This is a genomic window from Bacteroides sp. LFL-34 (genome assembly GCF_027257075.1).
In the GTDB taxonomy this organism is placed as follows: domain Bacteria; phylum Bacteroidota; class Bacteroidia; order Bacteroidales; family Bacteroidaceae; genus Bacteroides; species Bacteroides ovatus.
The window spans coordinates 1-25,737 of sequence record NZ_JAPQKZ010000037.1 but is presented as its reverse complement, the minus strand read 5'-3'; the positions used below and the strand labels follow the sequence as shown (position 1 = coordinate 25,737).

The window sequence follows — 25,737 nt, the reverse complement described above, 5'->3', positions numbered from 1 at the left end:
TGTTAGAAACTTATTTTGTTTTTTCAGCCTCTTTGATAATCAGGTCGACTACCGGCTTCGGCTGATAATTGCGATCAAAAAGTAACGGATAATCCGTGCGGCCTCTCATCGGCCAGTCATTACGCCAAGAGTTCTGATCGGCTACTCCCCAAAGAGTAACCCTGGTGATAAGGTTATGATGTTTCAGGAACAGACGGAAAAAGTCATTCATTCTTTCAGTCCATGCTTTCGATACCTCTTCCGGTAATCCATCCGGATAAGGATTCATCTCTTTCTTATATTCAAAGGAAGCGGAAACTTCTGCACCTACATTGGGATTCGGTGATGGTATCACCGTCAAATCCAGTTCTGTTATCATTATCTTCACTCCTGTTCCGGCAAAGGCCAGCATACTCTTCTCAAATTCACTGATTTTCGGGTAGTCCATGCCGATGTGTCCTTGCATACCTATGGCATCAATACGGATTCCACGTTTTTTCAAATCGTTCACCATTTTCACGACGGCTTCTCTTCTCCCCGGTTGGGCCATTGAGTAGTCATTGTAGTAAAGTTCGGCATCCGGATCGGCCTCGTGTGCATATTGGAAAGCCAATAGGATATATTCTTCCCCCAGAATCTCATAAAACTTTGTCTTGCGATATGCTCCATTATCTTCAATCGCTTCATTTACTACATCCCAGCCTTTGATACGGCCTTTATAGCGTTTCACGATGGTAGTGATATGGTCTTTCATCCGTTTCTTCAGGACTTCCGGAGAAACATTATTCCCGTCCTTATCTACGCAAAACCAAGGAGCCAATTGTGAATGCCAAATCAGGCAGTGACCAATGATAGCCATTTGATTGCTCTCACCAAAACTGACAAATTCATCTGCCTGCGCAAAATTATACTTATTTTCTTTCGGATGAATGACAGAAGACTTCATGCAGTTTTCCGCCACGATGGAATTAAAATTCTTCTTTACAATTTCAACAGCTGCGACATCCTTACCGGAACTTTGATGTGTGTTCACTGACACGCCAATCAAAAACTTGTTTTTCAAAGCCTTTTTCAGCGAATTTCCATCTTTCGCAAAAACTTCTCCATAAGAAAAAGAAAACATCACTGTCAATAATAACAGAATTATTCGTTTGAGTTTCATACGTTATATTTTTGAGTAATAAACATTCTACTATCTTATCTATTCGCCTTTTTTACAGCGCGATTCTATCTCCTCATTTATATTGTCAATCACATTATCTTCCAATTCATATTTAGAAATAATGAACATAGCGACCAAAAGCAACAACGCCGGAATAACGGCTACGAGCCACAGTATTCCCTGTTCGGCAAAAGGTGATTGTGACACTTCATTTGTCTGGTCGAATCCGACAAAAGCCATAACAAGTCCCGGTACAACTCCTCCAAGAGCCATTCCCGCTTTATAGAAAATACCAGTCAAAGCATTGACTATACCCGAAATACGTTTACCATGAGTATATTCGCCATACGAAATTACTTCGGGAACCAAAGCCCACATATACCCTGTCGCAATAATGACTCCCGTCGATTTTATGAACTGCGCCACAAAGACCAACCATATCTGCGTTTTGAGTACCGGAACCACAGAAATAATATACAGCAATGCCATACCCAATATAGCGACTGAAAGGAATACATAAAACATTTGCTTTTTTCCAATGGCACGTTTAATGGCAGGTACCATCGGCATGAAAATGAATGCGGGTATCGAGCCCAAGGCCATGAAATAAGGTAACATCTCCGGTGCACGTACATTATAAATCATATAATATGAACCGGCAGAATTACCAATCGCCATCATTGCAAAAGCAGTAATGAAAAAGAACGCCAAAATACGCAAAGGTTTATTTCTACAAAATTCTACCCACAAGTCGGACACTTTTACTTTAGATGTCTCCTCCTGATCCATAACCACACGCTCCTTCGTCTGGCTAAAGCAGAACATCAATAACGCCAATCCGATAACAGCATAAATAGTCATCGTAATAAACCATGCGTTAGCAGATGCAGTAGTATTGATTTTACCATCGGGAGACAACACCTTCACCAGTATCGGAATACCGTATGCCACAGCCAAACCACCCAAATTGGCAAGAAACATACGCACTGACGTCAACACCGTGATTTCATTCGTATCGCGGGTAAGTGACGCATTCAGTGCTCCATAAGGCACATTAATCAATGTATAACACATGGATAATCCAACGTAAGTGAAATAGGCATAGAACAGTGAACCCGAAAAGCCGTTCCAAAAACAAAGAATAGCAAAACCAGTCAGCGGAATTCCTCCCCAAATAAGATATGAACGGTATTTACCTAGTTTAGGATTGTGTTTATCGACGAAAGCACCCACCAGAGGATCCCAAAGGACATCCACTATCCTGACAATAAGAAACATCACGGCTGCCACTTCCGGTTTAAGTCCATATACATTGGTATAAAAAATCAGCAGATACATACATACGGTCTGGTAAATAAGGTTTTGCGCCAAATCACCGGAACCGAATCCTATACGTTGAAGCCAAGAGAGTTTATAGAAACCTTTCGCTTCATTGGTCTTTATTGTATTCTCCATAAAATAGATAAATTGGTCATTTTCTGTTTTTCGTATTCATTTCTATCAAGATAGCTGCTGCCACTCGTTGCCCTAGCGTCTTTTTATCCAATGGATGAATATCATTCCATTCTCCTAAATCACTATTTTTAATCAGAGTAACATTTTTATTTGTATCGGCTACTTCCGCCTGCGCTTTCCGGAATTCCGCCCAGGCAGTGCGTCCTCCTTTATCTGTGGGTGAAAGGAAATCCGCCAGCTCAATGATATAGAAAGGCATATCCGACTTATTCCATCGTTGTCTCCAATCGCTAATCATAGCCGTCAACAAGTCTTTATACTCATTTCTGCGTGAGACATTCGATTCTCCCTGATACCAGATGACACCGGATACCGTATAGTTCAGCAAAGGAGCAATCATTGCATTATACAGTCCTGTGGGTTTATAATGAAAAGCCGTTTGTCCCGGAGCAGCGGGCATAGGAGCACCGAGATGATATTTCCAACTCCCCTCCAAATTGATCTCCGATTCTCCTTTTTCCGGCTGACCTTTTCCGAAAAGGATTTTATAAGGCTTTTCCTTTACAAATTGAGGACGACCGCCATAACTGAAAAGGCGTATGGTTATTGTATTTTTTCCGGCTTTCAACAATCCGGCAGGAATGGTGTAGATACGGGGAGGATACTGATAAGAGACAGTCCCCACAAATGTGCCATTTACATAGACCGAATCTGCATCTACGATGCATCCCAAACGAAGAGTCGCTTTCTCTCCCGCCTGTTGTGCAGACACCTGAAAGTCTTTACGGAACCAGTGGGAGCCATTGACGGTATTCAGTCCGTTTGTTGCCCAGCCGGAAGTAAACAAATCTGTTTCTGTCCAATTGCTATCATCATAATCGGCAGCATACCAAGGGGTAGCCTCATGCATCCCTTTATCTCCCTGAAACAACGCCACATTCCAGGCATGACTTTTCTTCCTCTCCTCTTTTTTCATCGACTCCATCAAATCGTCTGACTCATAGATACGCTTTTCATTCAAATAAAATGGAAAAGGCTTCAACCCTCCCTCACTGATCCACGCTTCTACCGGTGAACCTCCGACACTGGAATTTATGATTCCTACCGGAACCTTTGTCTTTTGATAGACATCTTTAGCGAAGAAATAGGCTAAAGCAGAGAAAGGCATCACATTTTCAGGAGTCATCGCTTGCCAGGAAATTCCCGGAATATCTGCCTGCGGAGCATGAAAATTATAGAGCAGAGGTGTTTTTATATAGCGTACCATCGGATAGTTACTGTCCGTAGATATTTCATCGCGAAAACGATCTGTAACCCGTGAAACAGGCAATTCCATATTCGACTGTCCCGAACATACCCAAACATCACCAATAAGAATATCCTTTAATTCGATATCATTAATGGCCATCGTATAAGGTCCGCCAGCTTTCAATATAGGCAAAGTCACTTTCCAGTTACCTTGTACATCAGCAACAGTCTTATATTTCTTTTTCAGGAAAGTTATATCAACGGTTTCATCAGGATCAGCCGTTCCCCAGATATTGACAGGTTCCCCACGCTGAAGTACCATTCCGTCGGAAACAAGAGTCGGAAGTTTAACCTTTGCTCCGCCCAACAAGGCGAAGCAAAGGAACACAACTACTAACCCTACCTTATAAAACCAATACTTATTCATTCTGTCTTTTCTTTTATATGTCTTTATTTCATGATAATTTAGCAAGAGAAGAAATCCATCGGGATTCCACTTTGCAAACTTAGGAAGTTTCTTCCCACTTACCCAGAAATTCTGATTCAAATCATTACTCGCTTGTTACATCATCGTTTACGTATGTTACAAAAACTTGTTGCAATGTTACATTCAAGCTGAAACCACCGATGAACAGGAGGAAAACGAAAGTTTTAGAAAGAGCGGATTACAGTAGTTATTGTTATTCATTCGATCCGCTCCAGGATGATAACAACTACTGTAACCCTCACTCTCCCCCTCTTTAATTATTATAAAATCATTTATTCCAAATCTCCGGTAAAGTCTTCGCTGACATCCTTACCAGCCAAACCATCGGCTACTCCCTTATAAGCATGTTTACGTGCATAATTAGCATCCCAAAGGTTCGGAGCGTCATTCGGTATCCAATTCACATGTTCTTTTTCATTGTCCGATACTCCCCAGATGGTAATACCATATTGTTTATCCACCGGAATATACTTCTTGTACATATCAATAACATACTGATACATTTCTGCCTGTTGTGCCAGATTTTCAGTAGTAGGCGACGAGGTGTTAACCTTAATATCCAACTCGGATACTTTAATCAACTTGCCGGTAGCACCCAGTTTCTGGAACATTTGAGCAATATTGTCTTTATTGGAATCAATAGCAATATGCATTTGTGTACCAATACCATCCACTATGGCCCCTTTGCTTTCGATGTATTCCACATATTTAATCAGACCGTCACACTTATTGAGGTTATATTCCAGATTATAATCATTGATGAATAGTTTATCATCCGGATTTCCATACTGACGGGCAAGTTTGAAAGCTTCTACTGCATAGTCTTTCGGAGTCAGGAAATAATCTTGCCAGTAGAATTCATCAGAAGCCAGATCAGTTTTGCCTTTACCAGTCTTAATGTCTGATGTTTTTCCGTCATCCATTGGTTCATTGACTACGTCCCATGCATGAACATAAGGTTTGCAATGGGTAACCATCTTTGAAATCCAGTCTTCCATAGCATCTCTGATAATCTCGGCTTTTTCTTCGTCGGTCTTCTCAATGATAGTAGGACCGGAAGCGCGAGTGACTGCACGTGTCTCCACCACTTTCTCCGACAATACGATATTATCTATATAATAATCGCCTGCACTAACTCCGAAATTGATACAGAATCGATTCATATCCTCTTTAGACACTGTAAATTCTTTCTTAAATTCTGTCCAAGTCGTACTCACATTTCCATCTACATAGCATTCACCTGCATAACTCGTTGAGTTCTGAATTTGAATTTGGAAAGTAGTTGAGACACTTGCTTTAATCATAGCAGAGAACTCATAGGTCTTGCCGACTTCCAAAGGAGTATCAAAGCCATATCCAGCCTGTGCCTTATATGCATTGCCCGCCCCTCCGTCAACAGAACTAGTCAGCTTCATCGAATATGAACTTCCATATCCTTCACCTTCTTCCGAAATCGCGGCTTTTCCACTACTCCAAGCTCCCCAAGGAGTAATAGCTTTGCTTTCAAAATCTCCGTTAGAAATCAGATTAACCACAGTAGGATCGGCATCTTTGTCTGTCACAACAATATTATCTACATAATAAGTCACATCCGGCAAATAACCAAATTCAAATGCAATCTGAAATGTAGTACTAACAAAATCATTCACTGTGATCTTCACCTGCTGCCGTTGAGACGTTGTCTCAAAAGCTTCCGTCCAACTGCCACCTGTAGCATACCAGTCTTTATATGGATAATTATTTCCTAACCCAGCGAAAGTCAACCGGGCTTTACCAGCTTTATCCGAACGGACAAAAAATGAAATTTCATAATTATGCCCACTTACTGCTGAAATGTCAGGAGTATATAATTGCACAGAATGAGCAGCCGTTACAGAAGATCCTACTGTAAATTTCAATGCTTTGGAAGTAGTTGTCAGTCCTTCCCCTTCCACAATGGACATCGCATCACTTCCATTTTTACGATTCCAGCCATCAAAGGTTCCATCTTCAATGCCTGACAGATCCAACAAATTACTGCCCGCCGGTCCCGGAATAACTTCCGGTGCAATCAGACTATTCAGATAACTCGCATTCTGATTAGTGTGCCAAATCAGACAGTGTCCATAAATGCTTATACCCGCTTCTGTAGTCTTTGTAAACAATTGATCTACCTTATCAAATTTCAAATTCCCTTTAGAATCGACCATAGGACCGTGCTTCATGGCATATCCTATCGTCAGATCATTAAAGTTCTCATTCACAATGGTAGTCGTTGTCTCGTCACCAAGATATTCATCCATCCCCACTCCGATACCCAACTTAAAGTTGGGATCGGATAAATATTCTTTCAACGGCTTGTAACGGGAAATCTTTTCAGCCAACTGTAAAGGCAGTTCGGAAGAAGTAACCGCTCCATGTGTAGGGTCTTTATACCACTCCATCTTATTATCGTCACACGATGTCAATATCAGCACCGACAAGGCAACAAACGGAAGCATATTTCTGTATTTCATAATCTTTTCAATTTAAAGTCATTATTATTCTGCATCCTCTTCTTCGTCCGGGAAATCGGTATATTCCGGCTTCGTCAAAGGTACGACACGCCAGTTATCAATATAAATCTTCACGGAAGTTGCTTTGGATAGAAACTCTGTTTCTTTATCCGAGCTCGCACCTGTGATCTTATCCAATGTAATATCAGAGTTCTCAAAATAGAAACCGAAGTTGGCATAAGAAGCAGATGCACGGGTAGCGGCCACATCGGCAAAAGTGGTCCAAGCTCCGCTGGATGCTTTCGATTTGTAGAATTCACTAAACGGAACAGTTACAGTCTGCCAACCGGTTGTCTGGAAAGGAACAATCTTTCCGTCTACAAGCCACGGTACGTAATTATAACAGTCTCTCTCCCATTCTCCACCGTTGAATCCGTTCTGACCACAAATCTTCAGGAATCCGGATTCAGACCAAGGTTCGGGCACATAAATTTCAAACTGAATAGCACATTCGGCAACAGGAGTTTCAGCAGGGACACCCAGCGTCAACCAGTCAGGATCAGTGCCATTACCAGCTGTCCAAACTTCAGCACAACGATTCTTCGCTGCTGCCACCGGCAACTGTCTTTCTAATGGCAAACGACAGTAAGCACCTTGCGACACATTACCTTCACCAATCGAAGCTGATTCCAGTTCGGTTGTTTGAATCATACTTTCAGAATCGCCCCATGCCCCTTGTGCACCCACTCCGTCGAAGTTCAACAACAAGCCTTTCTTATAATTGAAATAGGCAGGAGAATAAGCACCACCATTCGAACCTTCTACGAAAATAGAACCGCCCTCTTCAGAAACTCCGGCAGGCATATCCACCATAAAATATTCACCGTCAAGATCAGAAATAATACCTTCTGTCACCACCACATTTCCGGGGAAAACGACTTTTGCTATTTCCGTCAATCCACTTCCATAAACAATGATAGGTTCACCTACATTCGGCATACAGTTGGAGATTTTCGTTATAGACGGTGCAGCAGCACGAATCTGGAAATCATAAACGTATTCACCGCCATCTTTTACCAAACGAATTGTATTACGTACATTCTCGTCTGCTTCTGTAGTCGGAACTTTACTGTTCACACTAACCAGAAAAGATTTATTCGAAACAAATACCGGATTAAAATAACAGTTATATCCATTAATATACACTTTCTTCAATCCGTTGAATCCTTCACCTTCAATTCGGATCAGTTGTCCCAAACGGGCAAAATCAACCAAACGGTCAGGAACATTCGACTTCGCGTCTTCCAGATAGATCCCTGTTATGTTCATCACAGAACTTCCGCCATTATCGTCATCGTCGTCACACGAAACAAATGAACAAGAGCAGATGAGCAGACTCACCAATAAGCCAAATGCTTTCATACTATTTTTATATATCAAGCTTTTCATTCGTATTCTCGTTTTTAGTTAAACAAATCGGTTATTCTGTCTTCCTTAAATGCATAAGGCATAGGATCCGCTTTCAACAAAGGATTTTGCACAGTCTCCGATTCCGGATAAGGAAGAAGGAATATACTGGAATCGACGTCACCTATGGCACGCTTCGTTTCATCCGAATCCTCGTCTCTCTTCAAAGTCTGTGTATCCGCATCCCATACTACAGGAATAGCAGTACCCCTATCCTGTCCGGTGATATAATTGAGTACTTCCTGTTGTTTATAATAAGCTCTACGTACCAAGTCATACCAATACTGTCCTTCCAGACAAAGTTCCAGTCTACGCTCACGACGAATATCTTCGTAAGTAATCGAATTTTGGGGTTCCAAACCGGCACGCTTGCGCACTTTGTTAAAGTATTCCATTGCATCGGCATCATCTGTTGAAGGATTATTTCCCAATATAGCTTCTGCATAAATCAGATATACTTCTGCCAGACGCAACATGTAAGTATTGATAGGAGTACTTCCGGAAGTGATCTTCGCATTATCTTTGCTAGAACCACAAACATATTTCTTACAATAAATTCCGGAAACAGTACCCGATGCTTTCTTCTCACAAGTATATCCTCCGTTTGCTTTCTGTATTTCAGGATAATGATCGCCATAAGCCATCCAAGTCGGCTGACGCCGTTTATCTCCTTTTTCATACTCCCAAATCACGTCCGGTTGTGCAAAAACATAACCGCCCCATGCACGGTCATTACCGGTAATAGCCGACTCACAAGCAAAATAGTCCTGTATCGTATTACATTCCCCATACGTACCATTACTAACCCATTGTAAAGCAAATAGTGTTTCCGAGTTGTTATTTTTATCAATCATAAACAAATCGGCATAATCAGTCATCAGTTCAAAATTTCTGTTTTCTATCACTTTTAAAGCCGCTTTCTTTGCCAAATCCAGATAGTCCTGATTACGGGTCGCACTATTAGGGTTACTACTATAACCGGCATACGTCAGATAAACACGCGACAACATGCCAAAGGCACTGTATTTATTGACACGTCCGGCAGCAGAAGAAACCTCCGGCAAATATTTTGCCGCAAATTCCAAGTCACGCATCGCAAATTCATAGACATCACTTACCGGGCTAGTATTGACAATTGGATTAGCCACCAGTTCATCCGTATCCTCATTTATAATAACATTTCCCCATAACATCGCCAGATAGGAATAAGCAACTCCACGCATGAACCGTGCTTCAGCAATATATGGGTTCTTCACTTCTTCGCTATTGGATGAGTTACCTTTGATCCCGTTAATAATCTTATTAGTTTGCTGTACTATATTGTATAATGAGCCCCAAGCCGAAACTAACGGCCCCGTCAATCCGGTTTCGGTCAAATCGGCAAAAGGATAGATATAATTAGAGGTTGTCGCACAAAGGTTGAATCCGCGTCCATCACCCAGTCCATAATAGAACTTATCGTTAAAGTCGAACCACACCTTATTATACAAAGGAGCTGTTGCTGCCCGGAAATCATCTTCCGTTTGATAAAAGTTATCTCCTGCGATATTGGAGTTATCTTCAGAATCGAGGAAGTCACTGCATCCTGCAAACGCCAAAGCTACAGCCAACATGAAAGAGTATATATATTTACTTGTTTTCATATTTAGTCACTTTAAATGATTAAAAGGTTAAATTCAGACCGAATGTATAAATTCGCGGAGAAGGATAACGATAGTTATCAAAGCCTGTAAGCAAAGCGTCCTGATTGGCAGAACCTATTTCCGGGTCCATCCCTTTGTATTTTGTGAATGTATATACATTCTGTAGGTTACAATAAAGTTTCAGATTCTGAATACCAATCGGTGCCAACCATTTACGCGGGAACGTATAGCCGAAAGAGATAGACTGAATACGCAGGAAAGAACCATCTTCCACAAAGCGGTCACTGAAACGATAATTGGAATCATCTGTCCCTTTGGCAATAGCCATACGGCAAGCATAAGGGTCACCGCCTACAATCTGTATATTCCGATAATCATCCGGACCATTCGGATCAATCAAAGCCAGTTGTGCATAATCCAACGCCGATTTCAGGATATTATTATTGCCCCGTGGATTTTCAAGTTCACGACGCCCCCAGTTTACAACTTCATTTCCCACCGATCCGGTCAGGTTAATGCTCAAGTCGAAGCCTTTATAAGAGAAAGAGTTACCGAAGCCGAAAGTAAAGTCCGGTTCAGGATTACCGATATAAGTACGGTCCTGTTCATTGATAACACCGTCTTTGTTTACATCTTCAAAAATATAATCACCAATCCAGATACTATTCTTGGAAATCGACATACCTTCAGGCAATGCTACCGGCTTAATTGCTCCGGAAGCATCTTTATAGTAAAAGTCAGTAGCCTTTTCAAAGCGGCCAATCACTTTATAACCATAAAACTGTCCGATAGGGTTTCCTACTGATGTACGTGTCAGTACGGTTATTGTTTCGCCTGTCTGATTACTCTTATCTATCAGGCTGGTTGCCGTATCCAGCGATTTTACTTTATTACGGTTCATAGAGAATACCACGTTACTTCTCCATTGAAATCCGCCTTTATCAATATTCACTGTATTTAAAGTCAACTCAAGTCCTTTATTCTCCAAAGAACCCACATTCTTCCAGGGTGCGGAAGTAGAGCCCTGACCTGAAGTTCCCACATAAGCAGGAAGAGGCACTTGCAACAACAAATCATTTGTTTTCTTATAATAAATATCGGCTATCAATTCAATCCTGTTCTGGAAAAGATTAATATCAAGTCCCAGATTACTTGAATAAGTAGACTCCCATTTCAATTCGGGATTCGGAGTATTGCCAGCCAGCAATCCTGTTCCCCAAACGGTAGCAACAGATGAATAAATGGCTTTATATGCATTATTAGGCACATTCTGATTACCTACAACACCCCATCCTAAACGCAATTTCAGATTATTAATAATATTGTTGTCTTTCAAAAAAGATTCATTGGAAACCTTCCAAGCCAAAGCAGCCGACGGGAACCATCCCCAACGATTATCTTTGTAGAATTTGGAAGAACCGTCGCGACGAAGAGTAAATGTCAACAGATATTTGTCATCGTATGAATAGAACAGACGGCCGAAATAAGATAAAATCGAACTTTCTCCACTATTACCATTATTCTTGGCTGTTGCGGCATCTCCCAATGTCAGATCGGTTGCAGCATTGGACAAATATCCCATACGGCTTCCCATCAGATATTCCCATTTGCTCTCCTGCATTTCCTGGCCAATCATTGCATTCACATTGTGCACTCCAAAAGTTTTCATGTAATTCACGATATTTCTCCAACTCCAGAACTTATTATATGATTTGGAGAAAGTCCCCTGACGGTCCGTATTTTCAATCGCACCAAAAGTATATGAGGGATCAAATTTATAAGTATTAGTTACCCCATAATCGAAAGACAATTCCGTTTTAAACGTCAGTCCGTCAATGATAGTAGCTTCAGCATAGGTGTTTGCCCGAATACCCATTTTCTCGTTGCGGTTATCCTTAATCATGGCAAGACCCACCGGATTCGTTTGTACCCATTCGTCCGTATCCGGTCCGTCAAATGTGCCTTCAGCATTACGAACAGCCACACTCGGACTCTGCAATAAAGCAGTTCTAATCAACGACTCGTCAGATACAGTCAATTTCTGACGGGAATTACTAAACGCAAAGTTAATACCCATTTTTAAATAGCTCTTCACCTGGGCATCAAAACTACCTCGTAAGTTCAGACGCCTGAACCCTGAACCAACAGCAATACCATCCTGATTGAGGTAACCTGCTCCCAATGCATAGTTACTTTTATCAGTACCTCCGGTCACAGAAAGATTATGACTGGTCATCATAGCTTTAGAGAACATCTCATCCTGCCAGTCTGTACCCTCACCTAGTAAATCCGGACGAACAAAGTTATTATCCTTGTTCACTATTCCCCAATCATTTCCCGAATAGTCTTTTCCTGAACGAACATTCTTATGCTCCGCATATTCACGCAGATTCAGCATATCCAGTTTTTTAGGCATTTCCTGCCATCCTATATATCCGTCATAAGTTATTTGCGCCTCACCCTTCTGTCCACGTTTGGTAGTAATCATAATCACACCGTTTGCAGCTCGCGCACCATAAATAGCAGTGGCGGAAGCATCCTTTAATACGTCCATAGAGACGATGTCCGAAGGATTGATAGATGCCAGTGCATTATCACTTCCCGAACCTGTGGAACCGTCGATGATAACACCGTCAATGACAAAGATAGGTTCATTGGAGGCATTCAAAGAGTTGATACCACGAATACGGATGGAAGAACTACCACCGGGCATACCGCTATTAGCCTGTACCTGCACACCAGCAGCACGTCCTTGCAGTACCTGGTCAACGGAAGTCACTACAGATTTCTTAATGGCTTCATCGTTGACCGATACAACAGAACCGGTCAGGTCACTACGTTTCATCTGACCATATCCAACTACAACTACTTCGTCTAATACTTTTGCATCTTCTTTGAGGGTAATATCAAACTGCTTTTTCCCGGCTACAGGAATCGTTTGTGTCTGATATCCGATAAAAGAAATCTTCAAGCTACCTTTGGCTGATACATTCAACTTAAAATTACCATCCAAATCGGTAACTATACCATTGGTAGTGCCAGCTTCTACTACACTGGCTCCGATAATCGGTTCGCCCGATGCATCTTTGACCATCCCCGTCACGGAAACAGTCTGTGCCAATACCCATACAGGGAAGAGGCAGAAAAGAATGATAAGACCTAACGGTCGAAAATAATGATTTGTGCTTTCCATAAAATCATTTTTTTAATTAATAATGATAGTGGTTAATCCAAGTTATAGGTTTTTCTCTTCTTATTTATAATAAGGAATAGAGTAAGGAATTCATGTTTCCATAAGCAGTTATTATTTTAAGGTGTCCGACAATTCATTTTTTTGGTTAATGCAAATTTATGGATAATATATCAAGCATAGGTGGAGATTTTGTTTCAAGCAATTGACAGGCGGTTACATACACTTGCATGTACGTTACAAGCTATTGCACACCCGTTACATACCCCTCCCAGAAGCATCCCTAAAGGGTTTGCACGTAACATCAGTAAAAGGAAAAGTAACAAAGCTAATGCTATTTTAATTTAATATAGTATCTTTGTCTATATAAAAAGCACCAATAAACCCTGCTTATATTAATGAGTATGAAAGCACAAATCCTATTCCTTTTTTCCATATACTATTTCCTGATAGGAAGCACTCCTGTTATGAAAGCACAGACCGGCAAATTCTATTCAACAGACAAAGAACTTTCCAACAGTCTGATCAATGCCGTATATCAGGACCGGAAAGGATTTATCTGGATAGCTACCGAAAACGGACTTAATAAATTCGACGGGACACGTTTCTCGATCTATCGACATAATGCTACGGATAGCACCAGTTTGAAAAACAACTATGTACGGACATTATTCGAAGACAGTCGCGGTAATTTCTGGATCGGATGCATCAATGGCTTACAGCGATATGACCGCGCCACAGACAACTTTCACGAATTATTCATCTCTCGGAAAGACGGACGAAAGAATCCTCATATCACTTCCATTATTGAACGCCGGAACGGAGATCTTTGGATAGCAACTTCCGGACAAGGCGCCATATCCCTAAAAAAGAACAGCAATCCCGCCTCCTTCCATATCGAAACCGAACTGACAGACCGGATAGGTAGTAACTACCTGAATGTCATTTTCGAAGATTCCCGGCAAAATTTATGGATTGCTACAGAAGAAAAAGGACTTTACCGTTATTCTCCGGAAAATAAAGAGCTTAAAAGCTATAAAGCACCTTATCATATAGCAGGTGATGACGTTTCTGCCATTTGTGAGGATGCACACGGACAAATTTTCGTAGGAACCTTGACAAAAGGTCTTTTCAGACTATCATCCCGGCAGGAAGGAAACTTCGAACCTGTCCTCTACCAAAACCGGATGAATTTGAATATCCGGACTCTCATCATTGATACCCGTGGAAAACTTATCATAGGAACAGACGGTGAAGGAGTAAAAGAATATCAGCCTCAACAAGATATTATTGTGGACAGTGAGATTAATGCGGGTCCCTTTGACTTCTCCAAATCCAAGGTTCACTCGTTAATCGAAGATAAAGATCACAATTTATGGCTGGGCATTTTTCAGAAAGGTTTGATACTAGTGCCCGGCATTTCAAATAAGTTCGACTACTACGGCTACAAATCAATACACAACAACACCATTGGTTCCAGCTGTGTTATGGCTATTCATACAGATGAACAAGCTACAATCTGGATAGGTACGGATAACGACGGATTATATGCCATAAACGATCAGGGAAAACAATTACGCCATTACACCCATCAGGCAGGTAATCCCCAATCTGTCCCCGGCACTATCCTATGTCTCTATGAAGATTCCAATCAGGAACTTTGGCTAGGATCTTACTTCAATGGTCTGGCACGGATGAACAAACAAACCGGAACATGTCAAGATGCCACCTCGCTTTTACAAGGAAATCTTAACGCAGGCAAGCCCAAAGTTTCCTGCATCATTGAAGACAAAAACAAGAATCTCTGGGTGGGTACTTATGGTTCGGGCTTATACAAAATCAATTTACCAACTCAACATGTCACCTATTACGAATCTACCCGCAACGAAAACGATGACTGGAGCATCAACCGACTTCCAAACGATTGGATCAGCTACCTACTGGAAGATAGAGAGGGAATGATATGGATCGGCACTTATAAAGGTCTGGCCGTACTCAATCCTCAAACGGACAATTTTATCAATTATAAAAAGCAAAACAATCTCCTCCCCGGGTATGTCGTTTACAGTTTATTGGAAAGTAGTAATGGAGAGATCTGGGCTGGTACTTCCGAAGGATTGGTCTGCCTGAATAAAGACAGACTAACACCTGTACTTTTCACTACTGCCGATGGACTCCCCAGTGATATTATTTGCGGCCTGGCTGAAGACGAGAAAAAAAATATATGGATCAGTACCCATCAGGGAATCTCCAAACTGAATCCTCCGGAAAAGAAGTTTATCAACTATTATGCAGGCGACGGTCTGCAAGGAAATGAGTTTACGCGCACTGCTGTATTTAAAGATAAACGCGGCAAGATATTTTTTGGAGGTACCAATGGAGTAACAGCTTTCTACCCCCAGGATATCACCGAAATCAAAAAAGAAATGAATGTATTGATTACCGGCTTTCACGTTGCTAACCGCCCTGTGAAAAAAGGGGATAAATCCGGCAACAATGTCATCACTGATACTGCTGTCATGGATACCGAGCAATTTACACTGGCATATAATGAAAATACATTCAGCATTGATTTTTCTGTTTTGGAATTCAGCAATCCCGACCGGATTAGTTATCAATATAAGATAAAAGAATTAGGCGATGAATGGATCAGTACGCAACCGGGAACAAACCGGGTGACTTATAGCAGTCTGAAACCGGGGAAATACACTTTCTCCGTACAGGCACGCGACCATAATAATTTCTCTAATATCCGCACAGTTACTATTGCCATCACTCCACCCTGGTACCAGACCTGGTGGGCAAAAGTAATCTGGGGATGCCTCGGAGCATTACTAATCTATGCTCTTACCATGTATATTCTGTCACGTATCCGCCACCGGCAAGAAGTGATGCGACAAAAACACATGGAACAGATTAACGAAGCCAAATTACAATTCTTCATTAATATCTCACATGAAATACGTACCCCGATGACTCTTATCATCAGCCCGTTAGAGAAACTGTTAGCCGAACATTCCGAGAAACAACCGGTTTATCTCATGATTTACCGGAATGCCCAACGTATTCTACGTCTGATCAATCAACTGATGGACATACGAAAACTGGACAAAGGACAAATGCATCTGAAATTCCGGGAAACAGACATCGTAGGATTTATCAATGACTTGATGCAAACATTCAATTATCAAGCGCAAAAAAAGAACATCACATTTACTTTCGAAAAAGAACTGGAAGGTGCTGATTCTCTGAAAGTATGGATTGATCTAAATAACTTTGACAAAGTATTGATGAATGTCCTTTCCAATGCTTTCAAATATACACATGAGGGAGGAAATATCGAAGTGTCATTGAAAACCGGTCACAACGATGCCTACCGGAGTGCTTTGAAAGATTATTTCGAGATAGATATCACCGATAACGGAATCGGTATTGACAAAAACAAAATAGAACAAATATTCGAACGTTTCTATCAGATTGACAACGACATGACACAATCTAATTTCGGTACAGGAATCGGACTGCATCTTTCACGGTCGTTAGTGGAACTGCACCACGGCATCATCAAAGCAGAAAACCGCGAAGACGGACAAGGAACCCGTTTCATCATCCGCCTGCCGTTAGGTAGTAATCACTTGAAAGCAGAAGAACTGGAAAATCCTGAAGAAACCGGAAGCGAACCAACAATCTCCCAACTTCCCAAAGATTCGATCTATGAAACGGAAGAAGAAAACAAAACTAACGAGTACAGGAAACCCAAAGCAAAAACACGTTATCGCGTCTTAATCGTAGAAGATGATGAAGAAATACGCCGCTACATACGTAGCGAACTGGATAGTGATTTCCGTATCTATGAATGTACAAATGGACGGGAAGGACTGGAAACCATTTTGAAGGAGAAACCCGATCTCGTCATCAGTGATGTTATGATGCCCGAAATGGATGGGATCACTCTCTGCCGGAAAATAAAACAGAATATCAATATCAATCATATACCGATTATATTATTAACCGCCAAATCGAAAGCCGAAGACCAAATCGAAGGGCTTGAAATTGGAGCAGATGCTTATATCGTAAAACCATTCAACACTGAATTATTACGAACTACTATCAGTAATCTGATAGCCAATCGGGAAAGACTGCGCGGCAAACTGGTAGGTGAACAACAAGTAGAAGAAAAAATAACAAAGATAGAAATGAAGTCCAATGATGAGATCTTGATGAGTAAAGTAATGAAAACCATCAATGACCATCTTGCCGACCCTACCCTTAATGTAGAGATGCTGGCAGCCAACGTTGGAATGAGCCGCGTACATATGCACCGCAAATTAAAGGAGTTGACTAATCAGTCAGCACGAGATTTCATTCGTTCTATCAGACTGAAACAAGCTGCCAATCTGCTACGTGAGAAGAATCTAAGCGTTTCGGAAGTTGCATACGCTACAGGCTTCTCCAACCTCTCTCATTTTTCCAATACATTCAGAGACTTTTACGGAATTTCACCGAGTGAATATAAAGAACAACAGATGTAACAAACAGAATTAGACTTGTTACAAACAAGAATCTAAATTAGAAAGAAAGCCGTTATTGATATGACAAATAATGACTAAAGCTACTTATACATAATCAATGCAGACTGTCCGGGAATAATTACTTCCGGTCCGATCTGCGTACCTAATCCACGCACATCTATCACACCATCTTTGCATACCACTGTATATTTACCAACAGGCACTTCCAAACGCGCAGGAGTCATACGGGAATTAAAAGCCACGATAATATCTTCCCAACTATCTCCGTTCGCATGATCCTTCAGGCGGAATGCAATCAGGTTTTGTCCTTCCACCGGAAGAAACTCCAGATGCTTCCGAACCTTTTCCGCATCTCCCATACGGAAAGCGGGATGGGACTTACGCAGATCTATGAGTCGCTTATAATACATGAAAACATCTCCGTTCGTCGTTTTACGTCGCCAATCGATAGCATTGACTGCATCCGGACTCTTATAACTATTATCCACCCCTTGTTTATCGCGCATCACTTCTTCTCCCGCATAGATAAAAGGAATACCTTGCGAAGTGAAGACTACCGTCTGCGCAAGCTTATCAAGCCGGACCAGTTGCTCGGGAGTAACGCCCGGCATACTTGCTTTCAAGCGATCAACAAGGCACAAACCGTCATGGCAGGAAACGTAGCTAATCATCTGGGTAGGCTGCTCCGCCCACGGTTTCTGACTATAATTAACAGAATCACACCGTACTTGCGGATGCTCAATAGCACCCACAATTCCGAATTTAACACTCATTTCTGCTCCCGGAACTCCGGCGAGGAAAGCCCCTTTCTCCTTTTTCCACACAGGTCCGCAAAGCCCATCACGCAATTCATCCGAGAATACGGCAATTCCCGGCATGTGGGAAACATTCCCTTTCATTGCCAACGAATCTGCCGGATATTGGGGAGTGTCGGCTGCCCAACCTTCTCCATAAATACAAATGGTAGGATCAACCTTGTTCACCGCTTTCCGGATCTCATTCATGGTTTCAATATCATGCACTCCCATCAAGTCAAAACGGAAACCGTCAATATGATATTCTTTTATCCAATAAAGAACGGACTCTATCATAAACTTGCGCATCATAGGGCGTTCACTTGCCGTCTCATTACCGCATCCGGAACCATTTGCCAATGTCCCGTCTTCTTTCTGACGATAAAAATAACCGGGAACAGTACGTTCAAAATTACTTTCAACGGTATTAAAAGTATGATTATAAACCATATCCATTATCACACGGATACCAGCTCTATGCAGTGCTTGTACCATTTGTTTGAACTCTTTCACACGAGTGGCAGGTTGATAAGGGTCAGTTGAATAAGAGCCATCCGGCACATTATAATTCGCCGGATCATATCCCCAGTTATAGTGGTTTTCTTCCAGTTTTGTTTCGTCGATAGAAGCATAATCAGAAGAAGGAAGAAGATGTACATGTGTCACTCCCAGTTCTATCAAGTGATCGATACCGGTCAATAACTTATCTGAATTCATGGTCCCGTGTTCAGTCAATGCGAGGTATTTACCTTTATTCTTAATTCCCGAAGTAGAATCAACCGAGAAGTCACGATGATGCATTTCATAGATAATCATATCAGCAGGAGATTTCAGAGAAGGACGTCTGTCACTCTCCCATCCCTCGGGATTTGTAGTCTTCCAGTCAATAATGGCAGCACGTTTCCCATTCACTCCGACAGCATGGGCATTGATTCCCGGCGTGTCTCCCTGCCATTTATCATTGATTTTTACATTGAAGGCATAGAATTTGCCAAGCAGGTTCTCATCTACTGAAGTTGTCCAGGTTCCATCTTCTGTGGGCTCCATCTTTACTGTTTCATAAGCATGTCCGCCTTCACCGGCATCATATAGCATCAGGCGTACTTCTTCTGCAGTTGGTGACCAAAGATAAAATTTGGTTGCCAACGGCGTATATTCCATTTCCGTAAGACTTCCCGTACGAACCGGATACAGCTCAAAAGAAGCATATTCCTTTTTCGCAGGGGAGCAGCTCATTACTGTTGTCACTGTAGTCACCCCTAATATTGCTAAATAATTACTTCCCATCTTCATTTAAACCTCCCCTAGATATTTCCTTTATATCTATCCCTATAATCAGTCGCTTTACTTCACCTTATCCGGATTCTTCGCTATAAAATCCTTCCAGCTATTATAACCTTTTTCCATGGTCGGCCGCCCCATTTGCAGGAAATGACAATAGGCTGCTGCCAATCCGTCTGTTGCATCCATAAAAGTAGGCATATCCTCTTTGGGAAAGCGCAACATCCGCTGCAACATATCCGCTACCTGTTCTTTGGATGCCTGCCCGTTTCCGGTGATAGCCATCTTTATCTTCAAAGGAGCATATTCCGTAATCGGAATGTCCCGGCTCAACGCCACTGCCATCGCTACCCCCTGTGCACGGCCCAACTTCAACATCGATTGTACATTTTTACCGAAGAAAGGCGCTTCAATAGCCAGCTCATCAGGCAGATAACTTTCAATAATACTCAATACCCGTTCATGGATATGGCGAAGTTTCAGATAGTGGTTGGCAAATTTACGCAAGTCGATAATCCCCATCGCAATCATTTCGGGCTTGGTTCCTTTCACTCTTAGAACACCGTATCCCATGATTGTCGTACCGGGGTCAATCCCCAGGATTATCTTTTCTTTTACCGGTTGAATCACTCTATCACCTCCATCAGGGTCGGAAACCCGATCACTTTATCTTTAAATATTTTTGCCAGTTCGTCATTTAGCCGCACTCCCTGTTCCAGATGCCAGCGATGTAGTAATCCACTGCTTTCCACCTCCCATTGCAAAGAATACGCACTTCCTTCTTCCCGATGACTTAATATCCGGCAAATGCGGGGTGCCTTCAACGCACCGTGTTTCTGTACTTCAGGAATATAACTCTCTTTTATCCAAATCATGAAATTGTCGTGAACGTCATCGTCCACTTGAAAAGTTGTATTATAAATCAGCATATCTTAATTTCATACTATTATTTACCGCAAACATAGCAATTATTTCAGAATAATGCATTATATTTGCGGCAACAAAAAAGATTCGTTTACAAACGTTATCATATAAGATAGAAAAGGGGCGTTAGCTCATCTGGCTAGAGCGCGACACTGGCAGTGTCGAGGTGATCGGTTCGAGTCCGATACGCTCCACTTTTTAAAAGAGCAATTTCCAAAAGAGTTGCTCTTTTTTGATAGCCTTCTTGAAGTAATTATATTGTACGAATCAGAACCAAGTTATTTGATAATTATGGAGCGCAAACTTATCATTCGTAATTTTGGAGCTATCGCTTCAGCAGATATTGCATTGAAAGACTTCAATATCTTCATAGGTGAACAAGGAGCCGGAAAGAGCACAGTGGCCAAACTAATTACTATCTTCGAGAATAGTAGGGATAAAGTTTTGAAGGTTGATTCCGACTATTTAATGACTAAGTTCTCCGAGTACAATATTATTTCGTATTTTAATCCGGACAGCTATATTAGTTATTCTTCAGAACAAGGAGATATCACCTACGAAGATGGTTCCTTCAATTTCACTTTTTCGTACCATTCGACAAGCCATAATTTATACATTCCGGCAGAACGCTTCTTCATTAGTACATTCTCCCGCTCCATAGCTACTTTGGTGTTGTCCAAAGCACCTATACCAGTCACATTGTTGGAATTTGCCTCTTTCTATGAAAAAGCAAAGAACCTATTCGTAAATTATCAAGTTCCTATTTTCAATATAATATTCCAAGTCCGTGAGGCTAGTGAGAATCTAGTTTTAAGCAATTATGATAAAATCATTCCATTCAAAGACGCATCGTCGGGTATTCAATCCGTCGTACCCTTACTCATGGTTATTGATTACATCACCAAGGAGCAATCGGACACTCACTTCGTAATAGAAGAACCGGAACTTAATCTCTTTCCTGAAACTCAAATTGCTTTGCTCCAACACATAGTAAAAGAATGTCATCAGCTGACAATAACAACTCATAGCCCATATCTACTGTCGGCTTTAAACAATATGCTAGAAGCCGGTAACGTATCTAAGTTACACCCGGAAAAAGAAGAAGAGATTGCAGCACTCATGCCTAAAAGCAGTTGGGTTGACTTTAATAAAATTACTGCCTATAAGATAGAAAAAGGACATATCATTTCTATCTTAGATAAAGAATATAACATCATTGTCGCCGACCAAATAGACTCTACTTCAGATGAACAGGGAAGGATTTTTTCTTCATTATTAGATTTAGAATAATATGGCAATATTCAAACAAGCCTGCACATGGGAAGTAACAGATAAGTTGCTGGTAGTAAAAGAAAATAAATGCAAATGCGTTTTCTCAAATCCCAATCAGCATCTACTCACAAAAATAAAGGTTGATGGTTGCCAAATTACTGATGGCATCAGATGTGACTACCTGATACTCGACCATTGTCACAACGAATATTTTGTTGAATTAAAGGGGAAAGATCTGCCTCATGCTGTTGAACAACTGGAAGCCAGTATCCAGCAATTATCAGCCCCCAACCATACAATTAAAAAAAAGGCTATTATTGTATCAAGCCGTAATCCCTCCAATGACACTTCGGTACAAAGAGCTAAAGCTATGTTCAAGAAAAAATATGGAGTAGAGCTTATACCCAAGAATATACAAATAGAAATTACAATCAAATAATATCCCGACAAATCAGACTTCCTTTTTTTTTGCATAAATAGCAAAAAAAGGACCTTTATTCAAGGTCCTTTTTAATCACTTCGTCCATTTCTTTTATACGTTTCTCACGATCTTTAATGGGACCGTCTTTCTTGTCATTCTTAAATGCGTCATCGGCACGGTCGGCAACCTCGCCGCTCCATTCCTCAAACTGGTCCTTAGCCGGACGACCATTCGGCTCGATATTTTCCTCGGCTATCGAATCATGCCTGTTAATCATATCATCCATAAGTTTTCGTTTTAAAAGTTTATGGCTATAAGACAATACAAACGAAGAAAAGTTTTCTATTTTAATGATTTTTGAAGAAATCAGCCATGTTATTATACTATCAAAGAAACACTCCAGCCCAATCTGTGTCATTCATCCAGATACCTATATAAATTGCAGTTGCCGGCAACGTCCAGTACATTCAGCTCTTTCAAGCGTTTTTCCACTTTCTTTTGTGAAACCAGCCCGAAATTCCGTAACATATCACGCAACTTCCTAAACCCATATTGAGAAGTGATTTGTAGCAGTTCTCGAAGTGTTTTTATATCAGCTTCAGAAATGATCCGCTGCGACCGAATATCGAATTTCAATTCTGTGATAGGAGTATCAAGTAAAGCCTTTGCCGCTTTTATATCTTCGGGAATAAAAATTTCCGGATTCGTTTCTTCCGCCTCTCTCATGAACATATCATTATCAAAGCCATTTTGGCGGAATTTCATTTCATACGCCCGTACTGTTGCTTTAAGACGGATATTTTCTTCTTTATACGTCCTAAGGAATCCCGCTTGAGATTTTATTTCCTGCACAAGTCCTTCAAATGCCTTCTGTGCTTGACGATATTTCATACGTTTCCGGATACTAAAATCCTTAATATTTCCTTGTAAGACGGTATAAAGAAATAGTTGCCGTCTTTCATCATTCCTTATCATTCCGGCAAGCTCCTTTATTATTAACCGGATCAATGGGGTTAACTCTTTCAGTGATTGAAGTAGAAAAAATTCCTCTTCATTTTCCTTCATCTTCTCATCCATCCGGCGTTTGTGTTCTTCTTCGGAAAGACTGAACCGAATATTTCGTTCAAGACAATCCGTCAGACTGTTTTCATCAAGCATTAGATAATCGCCGACTTCTGAATAAATAATCTCTTGCCTTTCACACCAAGTAATAATACGTCTGGTAGATACCTGATACTTGGTTGCCGCTTCTTCAATACCAATCCATTGTTTTGTTGTCATACCTCGTTTTATTTTTAGATGTATGCGTCGCAACCAGATATAAAAAAAGGTGCGAACGATACATGTATTTCCTAGTAGAGGTAGTCGCATACCCATAGATGAAAAATACAGTATGCCCGCACCAGAACTTATATATCGATAGGGATATAAGCTTGGCACGGACATTTGATTTATCATCTATTCGAAAATGCGACTTTCCTACTAATAAATTAAATGTCCTATAAATACAAGTCCGGCTGTCAAAGGTCCGGTCCTTGATTGCAAATATACTTCTTTTTTCTGAAAAGAAAGATAATAAATGACAAGCTTTTTAGTTACAATAGAATTTTATATAAGACAAATAAGTAAACAACTACACGGGAGAATAGTTTCATCGGTGAGAAACTAAAGTTCCATCAGTGTGAAACTATAGTTTCATCAGTAAGAAACTAATAGTTCCAAGCAAGAGAAACTAAAGTTTCAAGGCGATGAAACTGTAGTTTCGAACCGCAAAACCAATAGTTTCAAGGCTTGAAACTATCGGTTACAAGGCAGGTCCCGCCCCGTAAGTACAGGGGTAATAAATAAAATAGCTTATCTGCCTGTGGTTAATACTATTCAGGCAATGAAACTTCATCTGTGATTTTTACTTGATTTGGGTATGCATCTCTACCATACCGTCTTTGCAGTGCGTTTATCTCTTCTTAGCTTTGCAGTGACAGCATTATTGCCGTCACAGTGCTGTCACCATGCTGCTGTCACGCCATTAACTTTTCATAATCAAACAGTTAAGTTACAATCTGTGACAGATGACAGCAAATTTATTTTTTTTTATTTATTGGAGAGAGTATAAGTTCAACTTATAAATGCAATATTTCTTTTTTATTAATCGGACTTTAGATGCAAAGTTGCTTATTTATTCCGATAGAGTTGCGGACGGAAAGGAACATAAAGAGTGTAATTACTATCCGCCGGCTTTCCTCCCACCAATGCAGGTGACCATTTCGGCATTCCTTTGACAATGCGGAGAGCCTCCTCTGCAAATTCCGGATGAGTGGAACGTAGAATATGAGGACGAAGGATAACCCCTTCTTTATCAATAGTAAACTCACATAAAGCATAACCCGAAACATTCTTCTCCAAAAGCCCTGACGGATAAACCATTTCACTGGCAATATATTCTTCCGGAGCCATCGCAGAGAAATGAGCAGGTTCCTCCACCTGTCTTCCGGAAAGTGTCTTTGAACGGGGACCCACCGGATAAATTCCGATATACATCGGCCGCTTATAAGCATCCGGCTCTTCCTTGGTGCGCTGTTGCAATGCTTTTAATAAAGCAGCGGCCTCCACCGCCAATGTCTGTTCCGAAATATTCTCCCCCCGGGATAACATATAAGCCGACTGACAAACCAACACGAGACGTTCCATCAACGTTCCCTTTTCCGGCGACCATTTACGTCCCATCTGCTCTTTACCTTTGGCATCCGTAGAAGAGAAAAAATAAACAATTCCATCCAAACCAGCCGTAGAACCGTCCAAATCCTGTACCTGTTCTGTCACCAAACGAAAGATAGCCCCTAAAGACTGATATAGGGAAGCACTAATGACAACCGATTTAGTATCCACCGTCACCGTCCCCTTCTCTGCCTGCCAATAAGTACGCGATAATGTGTTCGAAACCAGGGTATAACGTCCATTCCTCTTCTCTACCGACATTGCATACTCCGGCGAAAAGGAAGGGATAGCTGCAAAACGCGCATAAGGCTGTTTCTGGAAGCCCGTATTAAGTAAAGAAAACACACTACGATAATATTCGCCTAACTCGCCTGTATAAGTGGAAAAAGGTTTCACCGGCTCCAAATAGTCAATCTGGGCCGCAAGGCGAAAAGAAAAGGTTAAAAGCAGAAGACAGAAAACAATCTTTTTCATAAGTTGCCGGATTTTCGGTACATATTTTGAACAAAGTTACTACAAAAAAGTGAAATGCGGAAGAATATGGTAATGGATTTGATTTACAGGGGTTTCATTAACGCTGCCAATTATTCCGAGAGCCATTACAATCCACGCCGAAGCCAAATCAAGACGGAGCTACGTTACTTGTTCGTAACCACGCCCAATAGGTGACGAAATGGACACGAATAACGAAAC

General features: G+C 41.2%; 16 protein-coding genes and 1 tRNA gene. 4 read left to right on the top strand and 13 right to left on the bottom strand.

Annotation, left to right across the window (positions count from 1 at the left end; genetic code table 11):
• Positions 1-10 precede the first annotated feature (10 nt).
• The 7 genes from N5O98_RS19680 to N5O98_RS19650 form a co-directional block, all read right to left on the bottom strand.
• Positions 11-1,141 carry an endo-1,4-beta-xylanase gene (locus N5O98_RS19680; protein ID WP_004311419.1) on the bottom strand — a complete coding sequence of 377 codons (1,131 nt, stop codon included), beginning with the start codon at positions 1,139-1,141 and terminating at the stop codon, positions 11-13.
• A 39-nt stretch (positions 1,142-1,180) separates the two neighbouring features.
• Positions 1,181-2,596: an MFS transporter gene (locus N5O98_RS19675; RefSeq protein ID WP_004311418.1), complete on the bottom strand. Its 1,416-nt coding sequence runs from the start codon at positions 2,594-2,596 to the stop codon at positions 1,181-1,183.
• A gap of 16 nt (positions 2,597-2,612) precedes the next feature.
• On the bottom strand, positions 2,613-4,271 hold the full coding sequence (locus N5O98_RS19670; protein ID WP_004304379.1) for a sialate O-acetylesterase: 1,659 nt from the start codon (positions 4,269-4,271) through the stop codon (positions 2,613-2,615).
• 332 nt (positions 4,272-4,603) lie between these two features.
• Positions 4,604-6,826 (bottom strand): endo-1,4-beta-xylanase, encoded by a 2,223-nt coding sequence (locus N5O98_RS19665; protein ID WP_118161346.1) that lies wholly within the window; start codon positions 6,824-6,826, stop codon positions 4,604-4,606.
• Positions 6,827-6,850: 24 nt separating this feature from the next.
• Positions 6,851-8,227: a glycan-binding surface protein gene (locus tag N5O98_RS19660; RefSeq protein ID WP_032844685.1), complete on the bottom strand. Its 1,377-nt coding sequence runs from the start codon at positions 8,225-8,227 to the stop codon at positions 6,851-6,853.
• 41 nt (positions 8,228-8,268) lie between these two features.
• Positions 8,269-9,915, bottom strand: coding sequence for a RagB/SusD family nutrient uptake outer membrane protein (locus N5O98_RS19655; RefSeq protein WP_004300844.1), 1,647 nt, complete (start codon positions 9,913-9,915; stop codon positions 8,269-8,271).
• A 19-nt stretch (positions 9,916-9,934) separates the two neighbouring features.
• Positions 9,935-13,108: a SusC/RagA family TonB-linked outer membrane protein gene (locus N5O98_RS19650; protein WP_004311414.1), complete on the bottom strand. Its 3,174-nt coding sequence runs from the start codon at positions 13,106-13,108 to the stop codon at positions 9,935-9,937.
• Positions 13,109-13,503: 395 nt separating this feature from the next.
• Between N5O98_RS19650 and N5O98_RS19645 the strand changes: the two genes are divergently transcribed.
• Complete coding sequence (locus N5O98_RS19645) at positions 13,504-17,637, top strand: hybrid sensor histidine kinase/response regulator transcription factor (RefSeq protein WP_061447808.1); 4,134 nt, start codon at positions 13,504-13,506, stop codon at positions 17,635-17,637.
• An 80-nt stretch (positions 17,638-17,717) separates the two neighbouring features.
• Here N5O98_RS19645 and pulA read toward each other — a convergent pair whose 3' ends face one another.
• Genes pulA through N5O98_RS19630 form a run of 3 tightly spaced genes read right to left on the bottom strand, consistent with a single transcriptional unit; the run spans position 17,718 to position 20,641 of the window.
• Positions 17,718-19,724 carry a type I pullulanase gene (pulA, locus tag N5O98_RS19640; protein WP_061447807.1) on the bottom strand — a complete coding sequence of 669 codons (2,007 nt, stop codon included), beginning with the start codon at positions 19,722-19,724 and terminating at the stop codon, positions 17,718-17,720.
• Positions 19,725-19,775: 51 nt separating this feature from the next.
• Positions 19,776-20,342: a crossover junction endodeoxyribonuclease RuvC gene (gene ruvC / locus N5O98_RS19635; RefSeq protein WP_004300848.1), complete on the bottom strand. Its 567-nt coding sequence runs from the start codon at positions 20,340-20,342 to the stop codon at positions 19,776-19,778.
• Positions 20,339-20,641: a DUF4286 family protein gene (locus N5O98_RS19630; protein WP_004304386.1), complete on the bottom strand. Its 303-nt coding sequence runs from the start codon at positions 20,639-20,641 to the stop codon at positions 20,339-20,341. The genes ruvC and N5O98_RS19630 overlap by 4 nt, the downstream gene beginning before the upstream one ends.
• Positions 20,642-20,756: 115 nt before the next feature.
• On the opposite strand from N5O98_RS19630, the gene N5O98_RS19625 reads away from it, so the two are divergent.
• The 3 genes from N5O98_RS19625 to N5O98_RS19615 all read left to right on the top strand — a co-directional run bounded on the left by N5O98_RS19625 (position 20,757) and on the right by N5O98_RS19615 (position 22,347).
• Positions 20,757-20,830 (top strand) — tRNA-Ala (locus N5O98_RS19625).
• Between the two features lie 97 nt (positions 20,831-20,927).
• Complete coding sequence (locus tag N5O98_RS19620; RefSeq protein ID WP_004311410.1) at positions 20,928-21,926, top strand: AAA family ATPase; 999 nt, start codon at positions 20,928-20,930, stop codon at positions 21,924-21,926.
• A gap of 1 nt (position 21,927) precedes the next feature.
• Entirely contained in the window at positions 21,928-22,347 is a 420-nt protein-coding gene (locus N5O98_RS19615; RefSeq protein WP_004304388.1) for a hypothetical protein, read from the top strand.
• A 55-nt stretch (positions 22,348-22,402) separates the two neighbouring features.
• Here the strand turns inward: N5O98_RS19615 and N5O98_RS19610 are convergent, their stop codons facing one another.
• The 3 genes from N5O98_RS19610 to N5O98_RS19600 form a co-directional block, all read right to left on the bottom strand.
• Positions 22,403-22,615: a hypothetical protein gene (locus tag N5O98_RS19610; protein WP_004304389.1), complete on the bottom strand. Its 213-nt coding sequence runs from the start codon at positions 22,613-22,615 to the stop codon at positions 22,403-22,405.
• Between the two features lie 128 nt (positions 22,616-22,743).
• Positions 22,744-23,610: a hypothetical protein gene (locus N5O98_RS19605; protein ID WP_074705423.1), complete on the bottom strand. Its 867-nt coding sequence runs from the start codon at positions 23,608-23,610 to the stop codon at positions 22,744-22,746.
• An 891-nt stretch (positions 23,611-24,501) separates the two neighbouring features.
• Complete coding sequence (locus tag N5O98_RS19600; protein ID WP_004304392.1) at positions 24,502-25,518, bottom strand: energy transducer TonB; 1,017 nt, start codon at positions 25,516-25,518, stop codon at positions 24,502-24,504.
• Between the last annotated feature and the right edge of the window lie 219 nt (positions 25,519-25,737).